Annotated in this window: 11 protein-coding genes; 4 read left to right on the forward strand and 7 right to left on the reverse strand. The window is 74.5% G+C overall.

The genetic code is table 11. From position 1 onward, the window contains the following. The first annotated feature begins 268 nt into the window (after positions 1 to 268). Together ddaH and rocD are read left to right on the forward strand one after the other, a co-directional pair. Positions 269 to 1087, forward strand: a complete 819-nt coding sequence (ddaH, locus tag ACN28G_RS20745; protein ID WP_175440642.1) for a dimethylargininase — start codon at positions 269 to 271, stop codon at positions 1085 to 1087. Then, positions 1087 to 2304: an ornithine--oxo-acid transaminase gene (rocD, locus tag ACN28G_RS20750; RefSeq protein WP_175440815.1), complete on the forward strand. Its 1218-nt coding sequence runs from the start codon at positions 1087 to 1089 to the stop codon at positions 2302 to 2304. The genes ddaH and rocD overlap by 1 nt, the downstream gene beginning before the upstream one ends. Before the next feature lie 50 nt (positions 2305 to 2354). Here rocD and ACN28G_RS20755 read toward each other — a convergent pair whose 3' ends face one another. After that, positions 2355 to 3506: an FHA domain-containing protein gene (locus ACN28G_RS20755; RefSeq protein WP_091443138.1), complete on the reverse strand. Its 1152-nt coding sequence runs from the start codon at positions 3504 to 3506 to the stop codon at positions 2355 to 2357. Between the two features lie 242 nt (positions 3507 to 3748). On the opposite strand from ACN28G_RS20755, the gene ACN28G_RS20760 reads away from it, so the two are divergent. Beyond that, the gene (locus ACN28G_RS20760; protein WP_091443140.1) at positions 3749 to 4516 is read left to right on the forward strand and encodes a hypothetical protein; all 768 of its coding nucleotides are present in this window, start codon (positions 3749 to 3751) and stop codon (positions 4514 to 4516) included. Between the two features lie 67 nt (positions 4517 to 4583). Here the strand turns inward: ACN28G_RS20760 and ACN28G_RS20765 are convergent, their stop codons facing one another. From ACN28G_RS20765 to ACN28G_RS20780, 4 genes are read right to left on the reverse strand one after another with little or no spacing between them, the layout of a single operon-like run. Then, positions 4584 to 8447 carry an SCO7613 C-terminal domain-containing membrane protein gene (locus ACN28G_RS20765; protein ID WP_421480159.1) on the reverse strand — a complete coding sequence of 1288 codons (3864 nt, stop codon included), beginning with the start codon at positions 8445 to 8447 and terminating at the stop codon, positions 4584 to 4586. Positions 8448 to 8495: 48 nt separating this feature from the next. Then, positions 8496 to 8816: a divalent-cation tolerance protein CutA gene (gene cutA, locus ACN28G_RS20770; RefSeq protein ID WP_091443151.1), complete on the reverse strand. Its 321-nt coding sequence runs from the start codon at positions 8814 to 8816 to the stop codon at positions 8496 to 8498. Positions 8817 to 8825: 9 nt separating this feature from the next. Then, a complete protein-coding gene (locus tag ACN28G_RS20775; protein ID WP_091443153.1) occupies positions 8826 to 9842 on the reverse strand; it encodes a 1-acyl-sn-glycerol-3-phosphate acyltransferase in 1017 nt (338 codons plus the stop codon). Next, on the reverse strand, positions 9842 to 10672 hold the full coding sequence (locus ACN28G_RS20780) for a patatin-like phospholipase family protein (protein ID WP_091443157.1): 831 nt from the start codon (positions 10670 to 10672) through the stop codon (positions 9842 to 9844). The genes ACN28G_RS20775 and ACN28G_RS20780 overlap by 1 nt, the downstream gene beginning before the upstream one ends. A 169-nt stretch (positions 10673 to 10841) precedes the next feature. Here ACN28G_RS20780 and ACN28G_RS20785 point away from each other — a divergent pair, with 169 nt between their 5' ends. Beyond that, the gene (locus ACN28G_RS20785; RefSeq protein WP_091443197.1) at positions 10842 to 12434 is read left to right on the forward strand and encodes a serine/threonine-protein kinase; all 1593 of its coding nucleotides are present in this window, start codon (positions 10842 to 10844) and stop codon (positions 12432 to 12434) included. 61 nt (positions 12435 to 12495) lie between these two features. On the opposite strand, the gene ACN28G_RS20790 is transcribed toward ACN28G_RS20785, so the two are convergent. Beyond that, positions 12496 to 13566, reverse strand: a complete 1071-nt coding sequence (locus tag ACN28G_RS20790; RefSeq protein ID WP_091447249.1) for a glycosyltransferase family 4 protein — start codon at positions 13564 to 13566, stop codon at positions 12496 to 12498. Positions 13567 to 13781: 215 nt separating this feature from the next. Continuing rightward, positions 13782 to 15380, reverse strand: a complete 1599-nt coding sequence (locus ACN28G_RS20795) for a trypsin-like peptidase domain-containing protein (RefSeq protein WP_421480160.1) — start codon at positions 15378 to 15380, stop codon at positions 13782 to 13784. Positions 15381 to 15433: the final 53 nt, after the last annotated feature.

Genomic DNA, 15433 nt, shown 5'->3' on the forward strand with positions numbered 1-15433 from the left:
CACCCGCAGGGCAAAACCTCTCTCGGGGGGCGGCGATACGCCGCCCCCCGAGGCATGTCCGGCTCCGGCCCGCCCTGGTTCCGCCCGTCGCGGCCGACCCGCCCGCAACGAATCGCGGCTGCGGCCTGCCCACACGCAACGAACCACCGGTCTACGCAAGCCTCAACGGTGGTTACCGTCGTCCGGTGCCGCATAGCGTGGAGCCACGGCGCCAGCCCGCGTGCCGAGGTGGCCGGGCGCGCCCGAGCCTTGGAGCAGGACGATGTCGATGGACGCCACCCGCCAGCGCTTTCTGATGTGCCGGCCGACGTACTTCGCCGTGGACTACGCGATCAACCCGTGGATGGACCCGACCGTACCGGTCGACACCGCGCTCGCCGTCGAGCAGTGGGAACGGCTGCGCCGGACGTACCTCGACCTGGGTCACACGGTCGAGGAGATCGAGCCGCTGCCCGGCCTGCCCGACATGGTCTTCGCCGCCAACGGCGGCACGGTCGTCGGTGACCGGGCGATGGCCGTGCAGTTCCGCGACCCGCAGCGGGCCGACGAGGCTCCCGCCTACCGCGCCTGGTTCGCCGCCGCCGGCTTCGAGGTGACCGACCCCAAGCACGTCAACGAGGGCGAGGGCGACGTGCTGCTGGCCGGTGGCCACCTGCTCGCCGGCACCGGGTTCCGCACCGCGCACGCCGCGCACGCCGAGCTGCAGGAGACCTTCGGGTACCCGGTGGTCACCCTGCAGCTGGTCGACCCCCGCTTCTACCACCTGGACACCGCGCTCACCGTGCTCGACGAGCAGACCGTGGCGTACCTGCCGGAGGCCTTCTCCCCCGGCAGCCGGGCCGTGCTGCGCCGGCTCTTTCCCGACGCGGTGACCGCCACCATGGCCGACGCGGAGGTGCTCGGGCTGAACGCGGTGAGCGACGGACACCACGTGGTGCTCCCCGCGCAGGCCGTCGAGCTGGCCGCCCGGCTCACCGAGCGGGGTTACCGGACCATCGGCGTGGACCTGTCCGAGCTGCGCCGGGCCGGTGGTGGACCGAAGTGCTGCACGCTGCGACTCCGTCAGGGAAGCGAGGCCGGAAAGTGATCGTCGACGACATGCTGCGGACCCCCGGTGCCCTCCGGGACGCCGAACGCTTCACCGCGCACAACTACCACCCGCTGCCGGTGGTGATCTCCTCCGCCGAGGGTGCCTGGCTGACCGACGTGGACGGTCGACGGTACCTGGACTTCCTGGCCGGCTACTCGGCACTGAACTTCGGCCACCGGCATCCGCGGCTGATCGCCGCCGCGCACGCGCAGCTGGACCGGCTCACCCTGACCAGCCGCGCCTTCGTACACGACCAGTTCGCCGACTTCTGCCGGGAGCTGGCCGAGCTGTGCGGCAAGCAACTCGTCCTGCCGATGAACACCGGCGCCGAGGCGGTGGAGACCGCCATCAAGGTGGCCCGCAAGTGGGGCTACCAGGTGAAGGGGGTGCCCGCCGGGCAGGCCAACATCGTGGTCGCCGAGGGCAACTTCCACGGCCGGACCACCACCATCGTCAGCTTCTCCACCGACGCCGACGCGCGCGACGACTTCGGGCCGTACACCCCGGGTTTCACCGTGGTGCCCTACGGCGACCTGGCCGCGTTGAGCGCCGCGATCGACGAGCACACCGTGGCGGTGCTGATCGAGCCGGTCCAGGGCGAGCAGGGTGTGGTGGTACCCCCCGAGGGTTACCTGCCGGGGGTGCGTCGGGTCTGCACCGAACGCGACGTGCTGCTGCTCGCCGACGAGATCCAGAGCGGGCTGGGCCGTACCGGAGAGACCTTCGCCTGTGACCACGAGGGCGTCGTGCCCGACATGTACCTGCTGGGCAAGGCGCTCGGCGGCGGCATCGTGCCGGTCTCCGCGGTGGTCGCGGACGCCGACGTGCTCGGGGTGCTCAAGCCCGGCCAGCACGGCTCCACCTTCGGGGGCAACCCGCTGGCCAGCGCGGTGGCGACCGAGGTGGTACGACTGCTGGCCACCGGCGAGTTCCAGCGTCGCTCCGCCGAGCTGGGCGCGCGGTTGCACACCGGCCTGCGGGAGCTGGTCGGCCACGGTCTGGTCGCGGTACGCGGCCGGGGCCTCTGGGCCGGCCTGGACCTCGACCCGGCACTGATGACCGGTCGGCAGGCCTGCGAACGTCTCGCCGAGCGGGGCGTGCTGGCCAAGGACACCCACGGCGCCACGATCCGGCTGGCCCCGCCCCTGGTGGTCACCGAGGCCGAGATCGACCACGCGATCGCCCAGCTCGCCGCCGTCCTGGCCACCAGCTGAGCACACCGGCCCGGCCTCGTCCCCGTGCGGGGGCGGGCCGGGCCGGCTGGTCAGTTGTTGGGCAGGCGCATGGCCATGGTGGGGGCCTCGGCCATCACCGAGGCGGGGGTGATGGGTGCCCCGCTGGCCAGCTCGCCCGGCCGGCCGACCTGCACCCCGGGGTAGAGCTCGACCATGTCCCCGCCGTCGAGGATCCGGGACTGCCGGGGGTTCAGCGGCAACCGGTCGGCCTCGTCCATCGAGCCACCCGGGCGGATGCCGGAGCCGTTGGTGCTGACGTCGGTGACGACGACCTCACCGGCGCGCAGCTCGAACTGCACGTGGCTGCGGCTGATCCAACGCCGCGCCTCGTCGTTGAGCCACTGCCCCAGGGTGATCCCGCCGGCCTGCTCCGGAGCCCGGCCGACCAGTACCGGCTCGTCGGCGCTGAGCACGAACCGCCGCCGCACCATCCCGCCGACGCTGACCGCCAGGACCTGGGTACGCGGACGCGGCCCGGCGTCGCCGAGCCGGGCACCGTGCCGCGGACAGGTCGGGACGCCGTTGCGCAGGGTGGGCGGCGGCTGGCCGGCCGGGGCACGGTCGACCGCGGCCAGGTCGGCGAAGGCACCGCCGCCGCCACCGCCACCGAACAACGCGCAGCCCGACTCGGGGCAGCGCCACTTGCGGGCCAGCAGTTGGGCGCCGACCGGCGACGGGGTGCCCTCGACGGGCGTGGTGCCGTTGCCGACGTGGGCGACGAAGGCCGGCCCGCCCTGACCCGGCACCGGGGCGACGACCCGACCGGGCTGCTCGGCCACCCACGGGTACCGCCCGCGCAGGCCGTCGAGCCGGCCGCGGGTGAGCACCGGCAGTCCGAGCAGGTCGGCCACCTCCAGCATCCGGTCACCCGGGTTGTCGAGGACCTCGACCAGGCCGTCGTCGGCCCAGCGCCGGACCACCATCCGCTCGTTGGAGGTCAGGTCGGCATCCGACAGCAACGCCCGGTGCACCACGGCGTAGACCGGGACGCTGTCCTCCTCCAACTGGCGGGACAGCGCGTCGATGACCATGCCGAGCCGGAGCAGGTTCGCGGGTCGACCACCGTCGAGATCCTGGTAGCGGATCACCTCGGCCAGGTCGAGCACGGCACGGGCCAGCGAGGGGTCGGTGCAGACCCGTCCCTCGATGGCGTCCAGCACCTTGCTGATCTCGAACCTCATCGAGCACCTCCGATGATCTCGTTGATCCGTCGGGCCAGCCCGCGGGCCGCCGTCGCGGCGAGCGCGTCTGCCATGCCGCAGACCCTACCGGTGCAGGTGTCGGCGGTGATCGCCACGCCGGCCCGACCAGCGGCGACGCGACCTCGATAGCATCGACGAGCGCCTGTTGCCATCCACCGTTAGGCTGACCGGGTATTCGGCCGGGCCCGTCCCGGTCCACCCTTCGCGAGGAGTAATCCAGTATGAGAACTCGACGGCTGGCGACCACGGGGGCCGCGCTCGTCGCCGCATTCGGTCTGACCCTGACCGGCTGCGGTAGCAACGGCACGGATGCCCCAGCCGGTGGGGCGGCACCGGAGGCCAGCGCCCCGGCGGACCCGCGCGAGGAGCTCAGCGCGGCGGCGCTCAAGCTCAACGAGCAGAGCGTCCGGGTCGAGATCAAGTCCTCGGCGCTCAACGGCGAGGGTGTGATGGACCCGAAGACCAAGCAGGTCGACATGACGATGAGCCTGGGCGAGCAGGGCACGTTCCGGATGCTGACCGTGGGCGACGACGGCTACATGAAGTTCAGCGGCGTGCCGGGGCTGCCGGACAACTGGCTGCACCTGGACGTGACCAAGCTCGGCGCGAACGGCCAGCTGAACATCATGCCCGACGGCGACCCGGGTGGCGCCAAGCAGCTGGTCAACGGCGTGGTCGACGTGGAGAAGACCGGCGACGGGGCGTTCTCCGGCACGATCGACTACACCAAGGCCAAGCCGGGTGACAAGGCCGTCGAGCAGATGGGCGAGAAGGCCAAGGCGGTGCCCTTCACCGCCCGCGTCGACGACGAGGGCCGGATGACCGAGCTGGTCGTGGACACCAGCGTCCTGCACGAGTCGCTTGGCAAGATGACCACCACCTACTCCGACTTCGGCACCAAGGTCGACGTGCAGAAGCCGCCGGCCAACGAGACCCAGGAGGCCCCGGAGAGCCTGCTGCGGTCCTTCAGCGGCGCCACCACCACCTGATCCGAGCATCGACGGCCCGGCCGGCACCGCGGGACACCACCCGCGCCGGCCGGGCCGTTCGCTGTCGTCAGCTCATCCGGCTGACCGCCGAGCGGAGCCGGGCCAGGTCCCGCCGACGCCGCTCGTAGCTGGCGGCCAGCGAGATCAGCACGACCCCGCCGAGGCCCAGGTAGATCCACCGGGGCAGCAGGTCCCAGCTCCGGACCAGCTCGTGCAGCGCCAGCAGGGTCAGGCTCACCGCACCGACCACGGCCGGGGCCTGCCAGCGCCGTACCGCGCCGACCAGCACCACCACCAGCGCGCCGAGCCCCACCAGCAGGCGTCGCCAGGGCTGCGGATCCGCCGCCACCAGCACCGACACCAGGCTCGGCAGCAGCGCGGCGAGCAACCCCGGGCCGAGCGCGAGCCAACTGTTCAGCCCCGGCCGCCCACGCAGCGCCACCGTCCCGGCGACCAGGGCCAGCGCCGCCGCCGGCACGGTGTACGCCTCCAACAGCACCACCTGGCCGGCGGCCAGCAGCAGCCAGGTGCCGAGCAGTTCGCTGCCCCCGGCGACAGCGGCGAAGATCCACCGGCGGGTGGTCGACTCGTTACGCCGCAGCACCCGTACGGCGACCGCGGCCCCCCAGAGCACGCAGATCGCGGCGGCGTGCCGGACCGCCCCCACGGTGAGCAGCAGCGCCAGCCCGGCGACGGCCTGGGCGACCCCGTCGAGCACCCGGCCGGCCGTCGGCTGCCGGCCGGTCAACAGCGGCGCGCCGGCCAACACCAGCACCGCCACCGCCAGTACGGCGAACGCGGTCTGCCGTGCCGGCAGCCCGGCGGCCGACGTGGCGGTCACCGCGAACCCGACCGCCGACCCGACCGCCACCAGCCAGCCCACCAGCCGTACGTCGGCCAGCCGGGCCGCCCACCCGACCACCAGCGCCGCCACCACCAGGACGCCCGTGCCGGCGAGGGTGCCGGCCCGGGTGGCCAGCAGCCCCAGCAACCCGACGCCGACGGTCACCAGCCCCACCGGCAGCGTGGTCGCCACCAGTAGCGGGTACGGCCGGACGAGCGCCGCGGTCACCAACGCGGCCGTACCGGTGAGCAGGACCGCGGCCGGTACCACGGGCCAGGGGGCACCGACGGCGACCAGCAGCACCGGCAGCGCCGCCGCCGCGAAGGGCAACGCGGCCAGCACCATCGTCGTCCAGCGCCCGGCCCGGGGCGCTGCGGCCGGGTCGGCGGGCTGCCCACCGGCGGCCGGTGCCTCGCCGGCGGCCGACCGGCCCCCGGCCACACCGGGCGCGACCAGGGCCGCGGCGACCACCAGGACCAGCAACGCCAGCGCCACCGGCAGGGCACCCGTGGGTGGGTGGCCCGCCGGGGCCCCGGCCCAGACCGGCGGCAGCGTGCCGTACGGGGCGACCAGGGCGTCCAGGGTCACCGGGGCCGCGCCGAGCACCGCCACCGTCAGCAGCACGAACCCGGGCACCCGGAGCGCGACCTCGGGACGGAACCGCGGGGCGGCGAGCAGGATCAACAGCACCCCCAGCGCGGCGTAGAGCGGCACCGGCTCCTCGAAGCCGCCCGGTTCGGCACCGACCAGGCCGATGACCGCCCCGAGCCCGGCCAGGCCGACCGCGACGGCGAACCCGGACGAGGCGTACCCGCGCAGGTCCGGCCAGTGTCGACGGACACCCGCCAGGGCGATCGCCAGCAGCGCCACGGCAACGAAGGTGACCCGGGCCTGCCACCACGGCGGCAGACCGGCGGCGAACGACCCCAGGAGTACGGCGGCCGGCGCGGCGAGCACCGCCACGACCAGCCCGGCCCCGGCGATCCCACGTTGACCGACGCCGCCGCGCCGGCCCAGGGCCGCCGTCACCGACCCGGCCACCGCGACGACCCCGAGGGCCACCGCCGCGGCGACCGGCGCGGCCAACGCGACCAGCAGACCGTGCCCGAGCAGGACGGTCCCGCCGAGCGCCGACGGCCACCGCACCCGCTGTCGGACCCCCGGCCGTCCGACGGCGGTCAACAGCAGCCCCACCCCGACGAGCAGCTCGACGGCCACCAGCACCGGCCACGGCACCGGCCAGGCGGCCGGTGCGGCGAGCACCACCAGCGTGCCGGCCGCCACCGCGGTCGCCGGCCCCGCCGCCCGGGGCACCAGCAGCGCCAGCGCCGCCGCGACCACCAGGACGGCGACCGCCAGCTGCCATCCCCAGCGCAGCTGCGGGCCGGGCTCCGCCCCGCCCCACGGAGGCAGCGAGCGGCCGATCGTGGCCGCCGCGGAGACCCCGGTGAACACGACGGTCAGCAGGGCCGTGGTACCGGCCACCACCAGCGCGCCGAGCCACGGACCGAACCGCCACCGCTGCGGTACCAGCCGGACCGCACCGGCCAGGCCGAGCGCCACGACCGCCGTGGTCAGCAGGAGCACCGCCGGCCACACCTCGCCCAACGGCCGCAGCACCGCGACCGCGAGCGCCGGCACCAGCAGCGCGAACACCGTCGTCACGAAGGCCCGGCTGCCGGCCACCACCGCCCCGCAGAGCAGCACCGCCAGCACGGCCAGCACCGGCAGCCCGGCGAACGCCGGCACGCCGAACGCCCGGCCCACCCCCAGCGGCACCGTCGCGCAACCGGCCGCGACGACAAGCGCCACCGCGTACCCGATCCAGGCGACGACCCGGCCGGCGAGCAGCGCCGGCGGTACCGCACGCCCCGGTGCCGGCGGTACCGCGTGCCCCGGCGTAGGTACCGCACGCTCCGGCGTAGGCAGTTCCGCGCGCTCCGGTGCCGGGGTCCGACGGCGGAGCGCGGCCACGACCGCCAGGTCGAGCAACGCCACCCCGAGGAAGACCACGGTCCAGCCGGTGGCCGACGGCCGCATCCCGGCGGCGACCAGGGGCAACACCGGCTGCACCGTCAGCAACGCCCAGAACCACGGCCCGGTCAGTCCGCTGAGCCGGGCGTAGCCCGCCGCGACCAGCGTGCTGACCGCGGCGACCACCGCGGCGTACCGGCTGGGCGGCCAACCGGTCACCCCGAACAGGTCCACCGCCCAGGCCGCGTACCCGTCGAGCAGCACCAACAGCATGCCGACCGCGGCGAGCGTCTCGGCCGTGCCCGGCAGCCTGCGCCAGCGGGCCACCAACGGCAGGACCAGGGCGACCCCGGTCACCGCCGCCAGGATCAACGCCCGGCCGGCCACCCCCACCGAGGACCAGGCGACGGTGGTGAAGACCACCGCGGCGGTACCCAGCAGCAGTCCGCCGAGGATGAACAGCAGCCGCTGTACGGTCCGGCCTGAGGTCTCCGCGCCGCCCGGCCGGCCCGGCTGGGGCTGGGGCTGGGGCTGGGGCTGGTGGGCCAACGGCCACTGGTGGTGCGGGTGATAGGGCGTCGCCGGCCCGGGGGCCGCACCGGGTGCGCCGGCCGGAGCCGGAGCCGGAGCCCGGACCGGAGCGGCGACGGCCGTCGGACCGCTGGTGGCGGCCGGCACCGGCGCCACCGCCGGGGCCCGCACCGGGCCGGCCGCCGGAGCCGGAGCCGGAGCCTGGACCGGAGCCGGAGCCTGGACCGGAGCCGGAGCCTGGACCGGAGCCGGAGCCTGGACCGGAGCCGAGGCCTGGGCGGGGGCGTGGGCGGGGGCCGGGCGGCCCGTGCCGGGTGGCTGTGACCAGGTGGGGCCGGGCACCTCGACCCGGACCCGGGCGGCCAGCTCCGCCCGGCGGTGCCGGGTGGCGGCCAGCCGGGCAGCCAGGTCGTGGTACACCCGGCGGGCCTGCTCGACCTGTGGGACCAGCCCGGTCAGCTCCCGGTCCAGCCGGATCACCTCGGCGGCCAGCGGGTACGGGGGCCGACCGCAACCAGAGCAGCCCGTACGCAGGTCAGCCGGGGCGCCGCAGCCGGGACAGGGGTAGCTGGAGAGATCCACCCGGTCATCCTCGGCCGAGCGCCCCGTCCCTGGCCAGAGTGCGCGTACCTAGGGTCGGGTGTGCTCGAACACCCAGGTCGCGTACCCGGGGTGGCCGCTGGCCACCGTCGTGACCAGGATCTCCGGCACCTCGTACGGGTGGGTCGCCCGGATCTGCTGCACCAGCGCCGCCACCCGGTCCGGGGCGGTCTTGAACTGCACCGACCACTCCGTGGTGGTCTCCACGTTGGACTGCCACCAGTAGGTGCTGTCCACCTGACCGCCGACCTGTGCGCAGGCCGCCAGCCGACCAGCGACGGCCGCCGCCGCCAGTACGTCCGCCACCGAACGGGCGTCCACCACCGTCGTCACCACACAGAGCTGCTCCACGAGCGCACCCTACGCGCCGTCGTCACGGTTGGTGGCGATCCAGTCGTCGATCTGCTTCCACCAGTCGAAGAGCCAGTCGATGCGCTCCTGTCGACCGGTCGGGATCTCCTCCGGCGGAACCGACCAGAACCGCATCACGATCCGCTTGTCCATCGGCAGCTCCCGCCAGATGTCGGCGACGGTGAGCAGCTGGTCGAGGCCGGTGTGCGCCACGAAGATCACCCCGGCGTCGGGGGCCGCGTCCAGCGCCGCGAGCATGCCACCGGGCTGCGGGGCCAGCACGTGCCGCATCCGTTCGGCCCGCAACGCCATCCGCTCCAGGCCCCGGGCGCGCAGCCGGGAGATCGCCCGGAGCCGGCGACGGGGGGTGAAGTTACCCCCCTCGGGGAAGATCACGAAGGCGTCGTCGTCGTCCAGGCCGGTGGCCAGGTGCCCGATCTGCTCGATCGCCGAGCCGCGGCCGTCCGGGCCGGGCGCGATGAACCGGGTGGGCAGCCGGTTGAGCAGCACGTCGATCGCCGGATCCCACTGCAGGGCGTCCTTGAGCACGATCCGGGGTTCCCGGGCGAACCAGTTCACCAGCGCGTGGATCAGGATGAACGAGTCGCCGGGCCCGGCGTGCCGAGAGAGCACCAGCTCGGGACGGCCGGGCATGGCGGTGTCCGGGTCGGTGCCGACCACGTCGATGCTCAGCCGCAGCGTCCAGCGGGCCTGCCAGAACAGCACCCGCAGGAACGCCCCGGCGAGGACGTAGTGGGCCCGTTGGAAGGCCGGCGACCGGACCCGCCAGCCGAAGCCGGAGCCGATCCAGAGCCCGAGCAGGGCCAGCAGCGCCACCGCGTCCCAGACCAGGTAGACGGTGGCGATCCAGAGCAGCCGCAGGGGACGCAGCCGGCCCGGCACCAGCGGGGACGCCGCGGCGGCCAGGAACGCCCAGGCCGGCAGGGTGGTCACCACCAGGAACGCGAGCAGGACGACGCCGGGGGCGAGCAGCAGCCGGCGGAGCCAGCGCGGCGGCAGCGGCATCAGCGCTCCAGCTCCGCCAGGTAGCGTCGGGACGCGGTGTAGGCGCGGCTGATCCGCCGCCCCACCGCCGCCATGTCCCGGTACGCCCACGGGGTGTCGTCCCGGGGCTCCAACCCGCCCGTGGGCAGCACGTGCACCTCCACGTCGGCGGGGAGGGCGGCCATCTCGCGGGCGAACCGGTGCCGGCGGGCGATCTCGAACGCGACCTGGGCGACCTCCCAGGGCCGCCGGGGCGGGGTCAACGCCCGCTCGATCCGCCCCACCTGGAGTACGAAGATCCGCCCGGCCCCGGCCGCGACCGCCTCGCCGATCGGGATCGAGTTGACGATCCCCCCGTCGATGTAGTGCTGACCGTCGATCACCATGGGTGGCAGCAGCCCCGGCACGGAAGCCGAGGCGAGCACCGCCGGCACCAACGGCCCCCGGTCGAACCAGTACTCGGCGGCGCGTTCGATGTTGGCCGCGCAGCACCGGAAGGGCACCCGCAGATCGGCGAAGGTGGCGTCCTCCCCCAGTTCGGACTCCAGCAGCCGACGCAGCGGTCGGGGCGAGTGCAGGTGGGTCCGGGCGGCGAACCGGCGTAGCTGGCGGGCCACCGAGTCGCCGTACACCTCGCTGGCCTCGGGGGAGGCCCAGAGCCGTACCAACCGGTCGGTGACCGCCTCGGTCGGGTCGGCGGCGACCAGCGCGCCGTTGACCGCGCCGATCGAGGTGCCGAGCACCAGGTCGGGTCGGATCCCGGCGCGGAACAGGGCACGCAGCATGCCGACCTCGACGGCGCCGAGCACACCCCCACCACCGAGTACGAACGCCACCGGACCACCACGCATGTCGTTCATCCTGGCACGCCCGGGAAAGTGCCCCACCTGGCCGGTTGGTCGACCGCCCGGGGCAGGCTGTCCACAGTGGTAATGATCATCGGACGATCCGGCCGTTGACAGCCCCGACACATTCGCGCAACCTGATACCGCCCCCACCACCAGGCAGGTGCGATCACCGATGGCAGCACTGCACGCCGGCAGACTACTGGCCCGCAGGTACCGGCTCGTGGACCAGATCGGGTCCGGCGGAATGTCGGTCATCTGGCGTGCCCGGGACGAGGTGCTGGACCGGATCGTCGCCCTCAAGGTGCTCGCGCCGTCACTCGCCGCCGACACCCGCTTCCGGGACATGGTCCGGGTGGAGGCCCGCGCCGCCGCCCAACTGGTGCACCCGCACGTCACCGCGGTGCACGACTACGGCGAGACGTTGGCCCCGGACGGTTCCATCACCTCGTTCGTGGTGATGGAACTGCTCACCGGGGAGGAGCTGGAGGACCGGCTCGCCGACGGGCCGTTGCCCTGGCCTGAGGCGGTCGAGATCGCCGCCCAGGTGGCCGACGCGTTGGCCGCGGCCCACCGGCTCGGCATCGTGCACCGCGACATCACCCCGGCCAACGTGATGATGACCCGGGTGGGTGCCAAGGTGCTCGACTTCGGCATCGCCACCCAGGTCGGTGCCCCGGACGAGGACGAGGACGGCGGCACCTTCGGCACCCCGGCCTACGTGGCGCCGGAACGACTGGACGGCGCGGCGGCCCAGCCGGCCACCGACGTCTACTCCCTCGGCGTACTGCTGTACGAGACGCTCACCGGCCGGGTGCCGTACCCCGCCGACACCTGGGAGGAGCTCAGCGCGGCACTGGCCCAGGAGCGTCCACCGGCACCGCTCGACGTGCCCGGCCTCCCGACGGAGGTGGCCCGGACCTGCCTGCGGTGTCTGGCCCGGGATCCCCACGACCGGCCGACCGCCACCCAGCTGGCCACCGTGCTGCGCGACCAGTTGCTGCCCGCCGACCCGCAGGCCGCCACGATGCTGTCCCCCACCGTCACGCTCCCCGCGATCGTCGTGTCCCCGGAGCGGCCCGGTCCGCCGGCGCCAGCCGGCCGGGCCGAACCGGTCCCGGTCGTGACGGCCGGTGGGGCCGCCACCGGGGCCGGTGGCCGGCTCGACGGCGCCACCGGGGCCGGCGGCCGAGTCGACGACCACGCGGAGCTCGATCGCGGGCCGCGTGGACGGCCCGGCCGGTGGGCGGTCCCGGTGCTGGTCGGGACGGTGGTGGTGGCCGCCTTCGCGGCCCTGCTCCTGCAGCTGTCCGACCGGGGAGCGACCCCGCCGCCGCACGCCCTGCCGACCACCCAGCCGGTCGAGCCGGCCCCACCGGCACCGAAGCCCAGCCGGTCGCCGACCTCCGCCGCGCCGTCCCCCCGCGCGTACAGCCCGCCACCGCCCTCGCCGCCCAGCCGCCGGACGCCCACCTCCGCGCCGCCGACCACCCGGACCCCCTCGGCGAGCGTGGTGGACGCGGCGACCCGGGTCGACGAGCTGATCGACTCGGGGGTGGCCTCCGGCGACATCCGGGACGACGTCGGCACCGACCTGCGCAACCTGCTGCACAACCTCGACCCCGGTAACGGGCCGGAGGCGCTGGCCGACTCGGTGGCCCAGGTCCGCAGCAAGGTGGCGGAACGCCGACGCGAGGGCAGCATCACCCCGGTGTACGCCCGCCAACTCGACGCCGCCATCGCCGAGCTGACCACCGCCCCGCTCTGACCGGCCGGCCACGGCAGGTCATAGTCGCGGCAGGTCATGGTCGCGGCAGGTCAGCCGCGGGTCAGCTCGGTTTCCAGGACATCGCGTCCGCCCGCACCGACCGGGCCGCCGACCGCACCGGCGCCGAGTCGATCATCAGCCGGTAGACCGTCTCGTAGCCGAGCGCCATCCGCCCGGCGGAGAAGTTCTCCTCCACGTGGGCCCGGCAGGCCGCCGGGTCGATGCGTTCGGCCGCACGCAACGCCTCGGGCAGCTCGGCCGGGCTCGCGCAGACGATCCCGGTCAGCCCCGACCTGACCAGCTCGGGCACGGCACCCCGGTCGAGGGCCACCACCGGCGTACCGGTGGCCATCGCCTCCACCATCACCATGCCGAACGGCTCCGCCCACCGGATCGGCATGATCAGGCAGCGGGAGTCGACAAGCAGCCGCAGCGTCGCCGCCCGGTCGGCGTTGAACACCACGGTCACGTCGGGGCCGAGCAACGGCTCGACCACCTCCTCGTAGTACCGGTGTTCGGCCGGCTCGTTGCACTTGCCGGCGAGGATCAGCGGCAGGCCGACCGCCCGGCACGCCTGGATGGCCAGCTCCGGGCCCTTGTCCGGGCTGAACCGCGCCAACCAGAGCACCGGCCCGCGCCCCGGGTTCCGCTTACGGGGGATGTCCGCGACGTCCACCGCGTTGTGCACGGTGCCGACCCAGGGCAGGCCGGGGTTCGAACGCCGTTGGGCGTGTGAGATGGCGACCAGACCGACCCCGTGGTCGGTGTCGCTGAGCACCTGGCCGTACTCGCCGACCGGATTGCCGTGCACGGTCGCGATCGTCGGCACCGCCCGCCGGCCGGCGACCAGCGGGCCGATCGTGCTGTGGTCGTGGACCACGTCGAAGTCGGCCGCCGTGACCAGCTGGTTGACCCGGGCCAGGTGGGCCAGTTCGGGCAGCGACTCGCCGAGCCGGTCGAACTGCAGCTCCGCGGTGGAGACGAACTCCGCCGGCGTCCCGTGGTGCTCACCGGCGCCGAAGAGCGTCACCGCGTGCCCCTGCTCGGCCAGGGCCTCCACCAGGGAACTGACCACCTGTTCCAGGCCGCCGTAACCGGGCGGGGGGACGGAGAGCCAGGGCGGCACCACCATCGCGATCCGCAGGCCCCGCCCCGTCGAGCCCACGGTTGGACGGTGGTTTCCAGCCACGAGCCCTCCCCGTTGCTCCGCCTGAGCGCGTGACGGGCCGCTTTCCCCGTACCCCGCGGGGTAAACCGGCCGGAGCCGGACGCAGAAGGCGGCGGGTGACGGGCCGACCCCCTCGGCCTGTCACCCGCCGCCCGGTCTCGGGGCAGGTCCGCGTCCGCCTACGACTCGGTGAGCGTGACGGTGACCGTGCTCTCGTTGCCGCCGCGCTGGTACCGCACCTCGACCCGGTCACCGACCTTGCTCGCCTGGACCGCGCCGACCAGGTCGTTGGAGTCGTTGACCGTCTTGTCACCGAAGCGGGTGATCACGTCCCCCCGCTGCAGACCGGCCTGCTCGGCGGCGCTGCCCGGCAGCACCGACGACACCACCGCGCCGCCGTTCTCACCCCGGGTCACGCTCACCCCGAGGCTCGGATGGCTGATCTTCTCGCCGCGCTGGAGCTTGCCGGCCACGTCCTTGGCCTTGTTGCTCGGGATGGCGAAGCCGACCCCGATGTTGCCGGTGCTCTGCCCGGAGGTGGCGATCGCGGTGTTGATGCCGATCACCTCGCCGCGGGTGTTGACCAGCGCCCCGCCCGAGTTCCCCGGGTTGATCGGGGCGTCGGTCTGGAGCAGGCCGGAGATCGAGGAGACCCCCTGCTGCGGGTCCTGCTGCTGGCCGCCGGCCTGGATGGTGCGGTCCCGGGCGCTGAGGATGCCGGAGGTGACCGAGCCCTGCAGACCCAACGGGCTGCCCAGGGCGAGCACCTGGTCACCTACCTGCATCGCGTCGCTGTCGCCGAGCTTCGCCGCCTTCAGGTCGCTGACCCCGGTGGCCTTCACCACCGCCAGGTCGGTCTTCGGGTCGGTCCCCACCACCTGCGCGTCGGCGGTCTTGCCGTCGGCGAAGATCACCCGGACGCTGCCGGCCGAGCCGGAGGCGACCACGTGGTTGTTGGTGAGCACGAAGCCGTCGGCGGTCAGGATGACCCCGGAGCCCTCACCACTGTCGGTGGCGATGGACACCACGCTGTCCTGCACCGAGGCGGCGATCTTGGGCAGGTCCGCGCTGTCGATCACGGGGGCGGCGGAGTAGGTACGGGTGATACCGGTGTTGCCGTCGAGCGCCAGGGCGAGCACGCCGCCGGCGACCCCGGAACCCAGCATCAGGGCGAAGACCAGGACACCCGCGCCGACGAACTTCGCCACCCGGCCGGCCCGGGGCGCCTGGGCCCACGGCGGCACCGGCTGGCCGTAGGGCGGACCACTCGGCTGACCGTACCCGGGCGGACCGGACTGGCCGTAGGGCTGGCCGTACCCCGGGGTGCCGGGCTGGCCGTAGCCGGGCGGACCCGACTGGCCGTAGCTGGGCGGACCGGACTGGGAAGCGGCACCGCCCTGGCCGTAGCCGGCGGGACCGGACTGGGGAGCGGCACTGGCCTCGCCGTAGCCGGCGGCACCGGACTGCGGCGCGACCGGGCCGGCCTGGCCGTAACCCGACTGCGACGCGACCTGGCCGGGGCCGGTGGACTCGGGCCGGCCGGGGGCGCCGGACTGCTCGGGGCGGGCCCAGCCGGCGTGCTGGCCGGACTGCCAGGGCCCACCCGGGTTCGCCCCGGGCTGGCCGGACGGCGGGTACGACGGGGACGGCGGACCGGCGGCGGAGGCCGCGCGGTCGGAGTGCCCGTGCTCGACACGGGGCAGCTCGGCAGAGTGGGGCGACGACTCGGCGTCGGCGGGAGCCGGCCGCCGCTGCGGGTCGGACTCGTACTCGGTCATGGCTATACCTTGCCCCGTGGCACTGCGACCATCCTGGAATCGACCTGGATGTT

Source organism: Micromonospora sp. WMMA1923 (assembly GCF_049179195.1).
GTDB classification, from domain to species: Bacteria; Actinomycetota; Actinomycetes; order Mycobacteriales; family Micromonosporaceae; genus Micromonospora; species Micromonospora yangpuensis.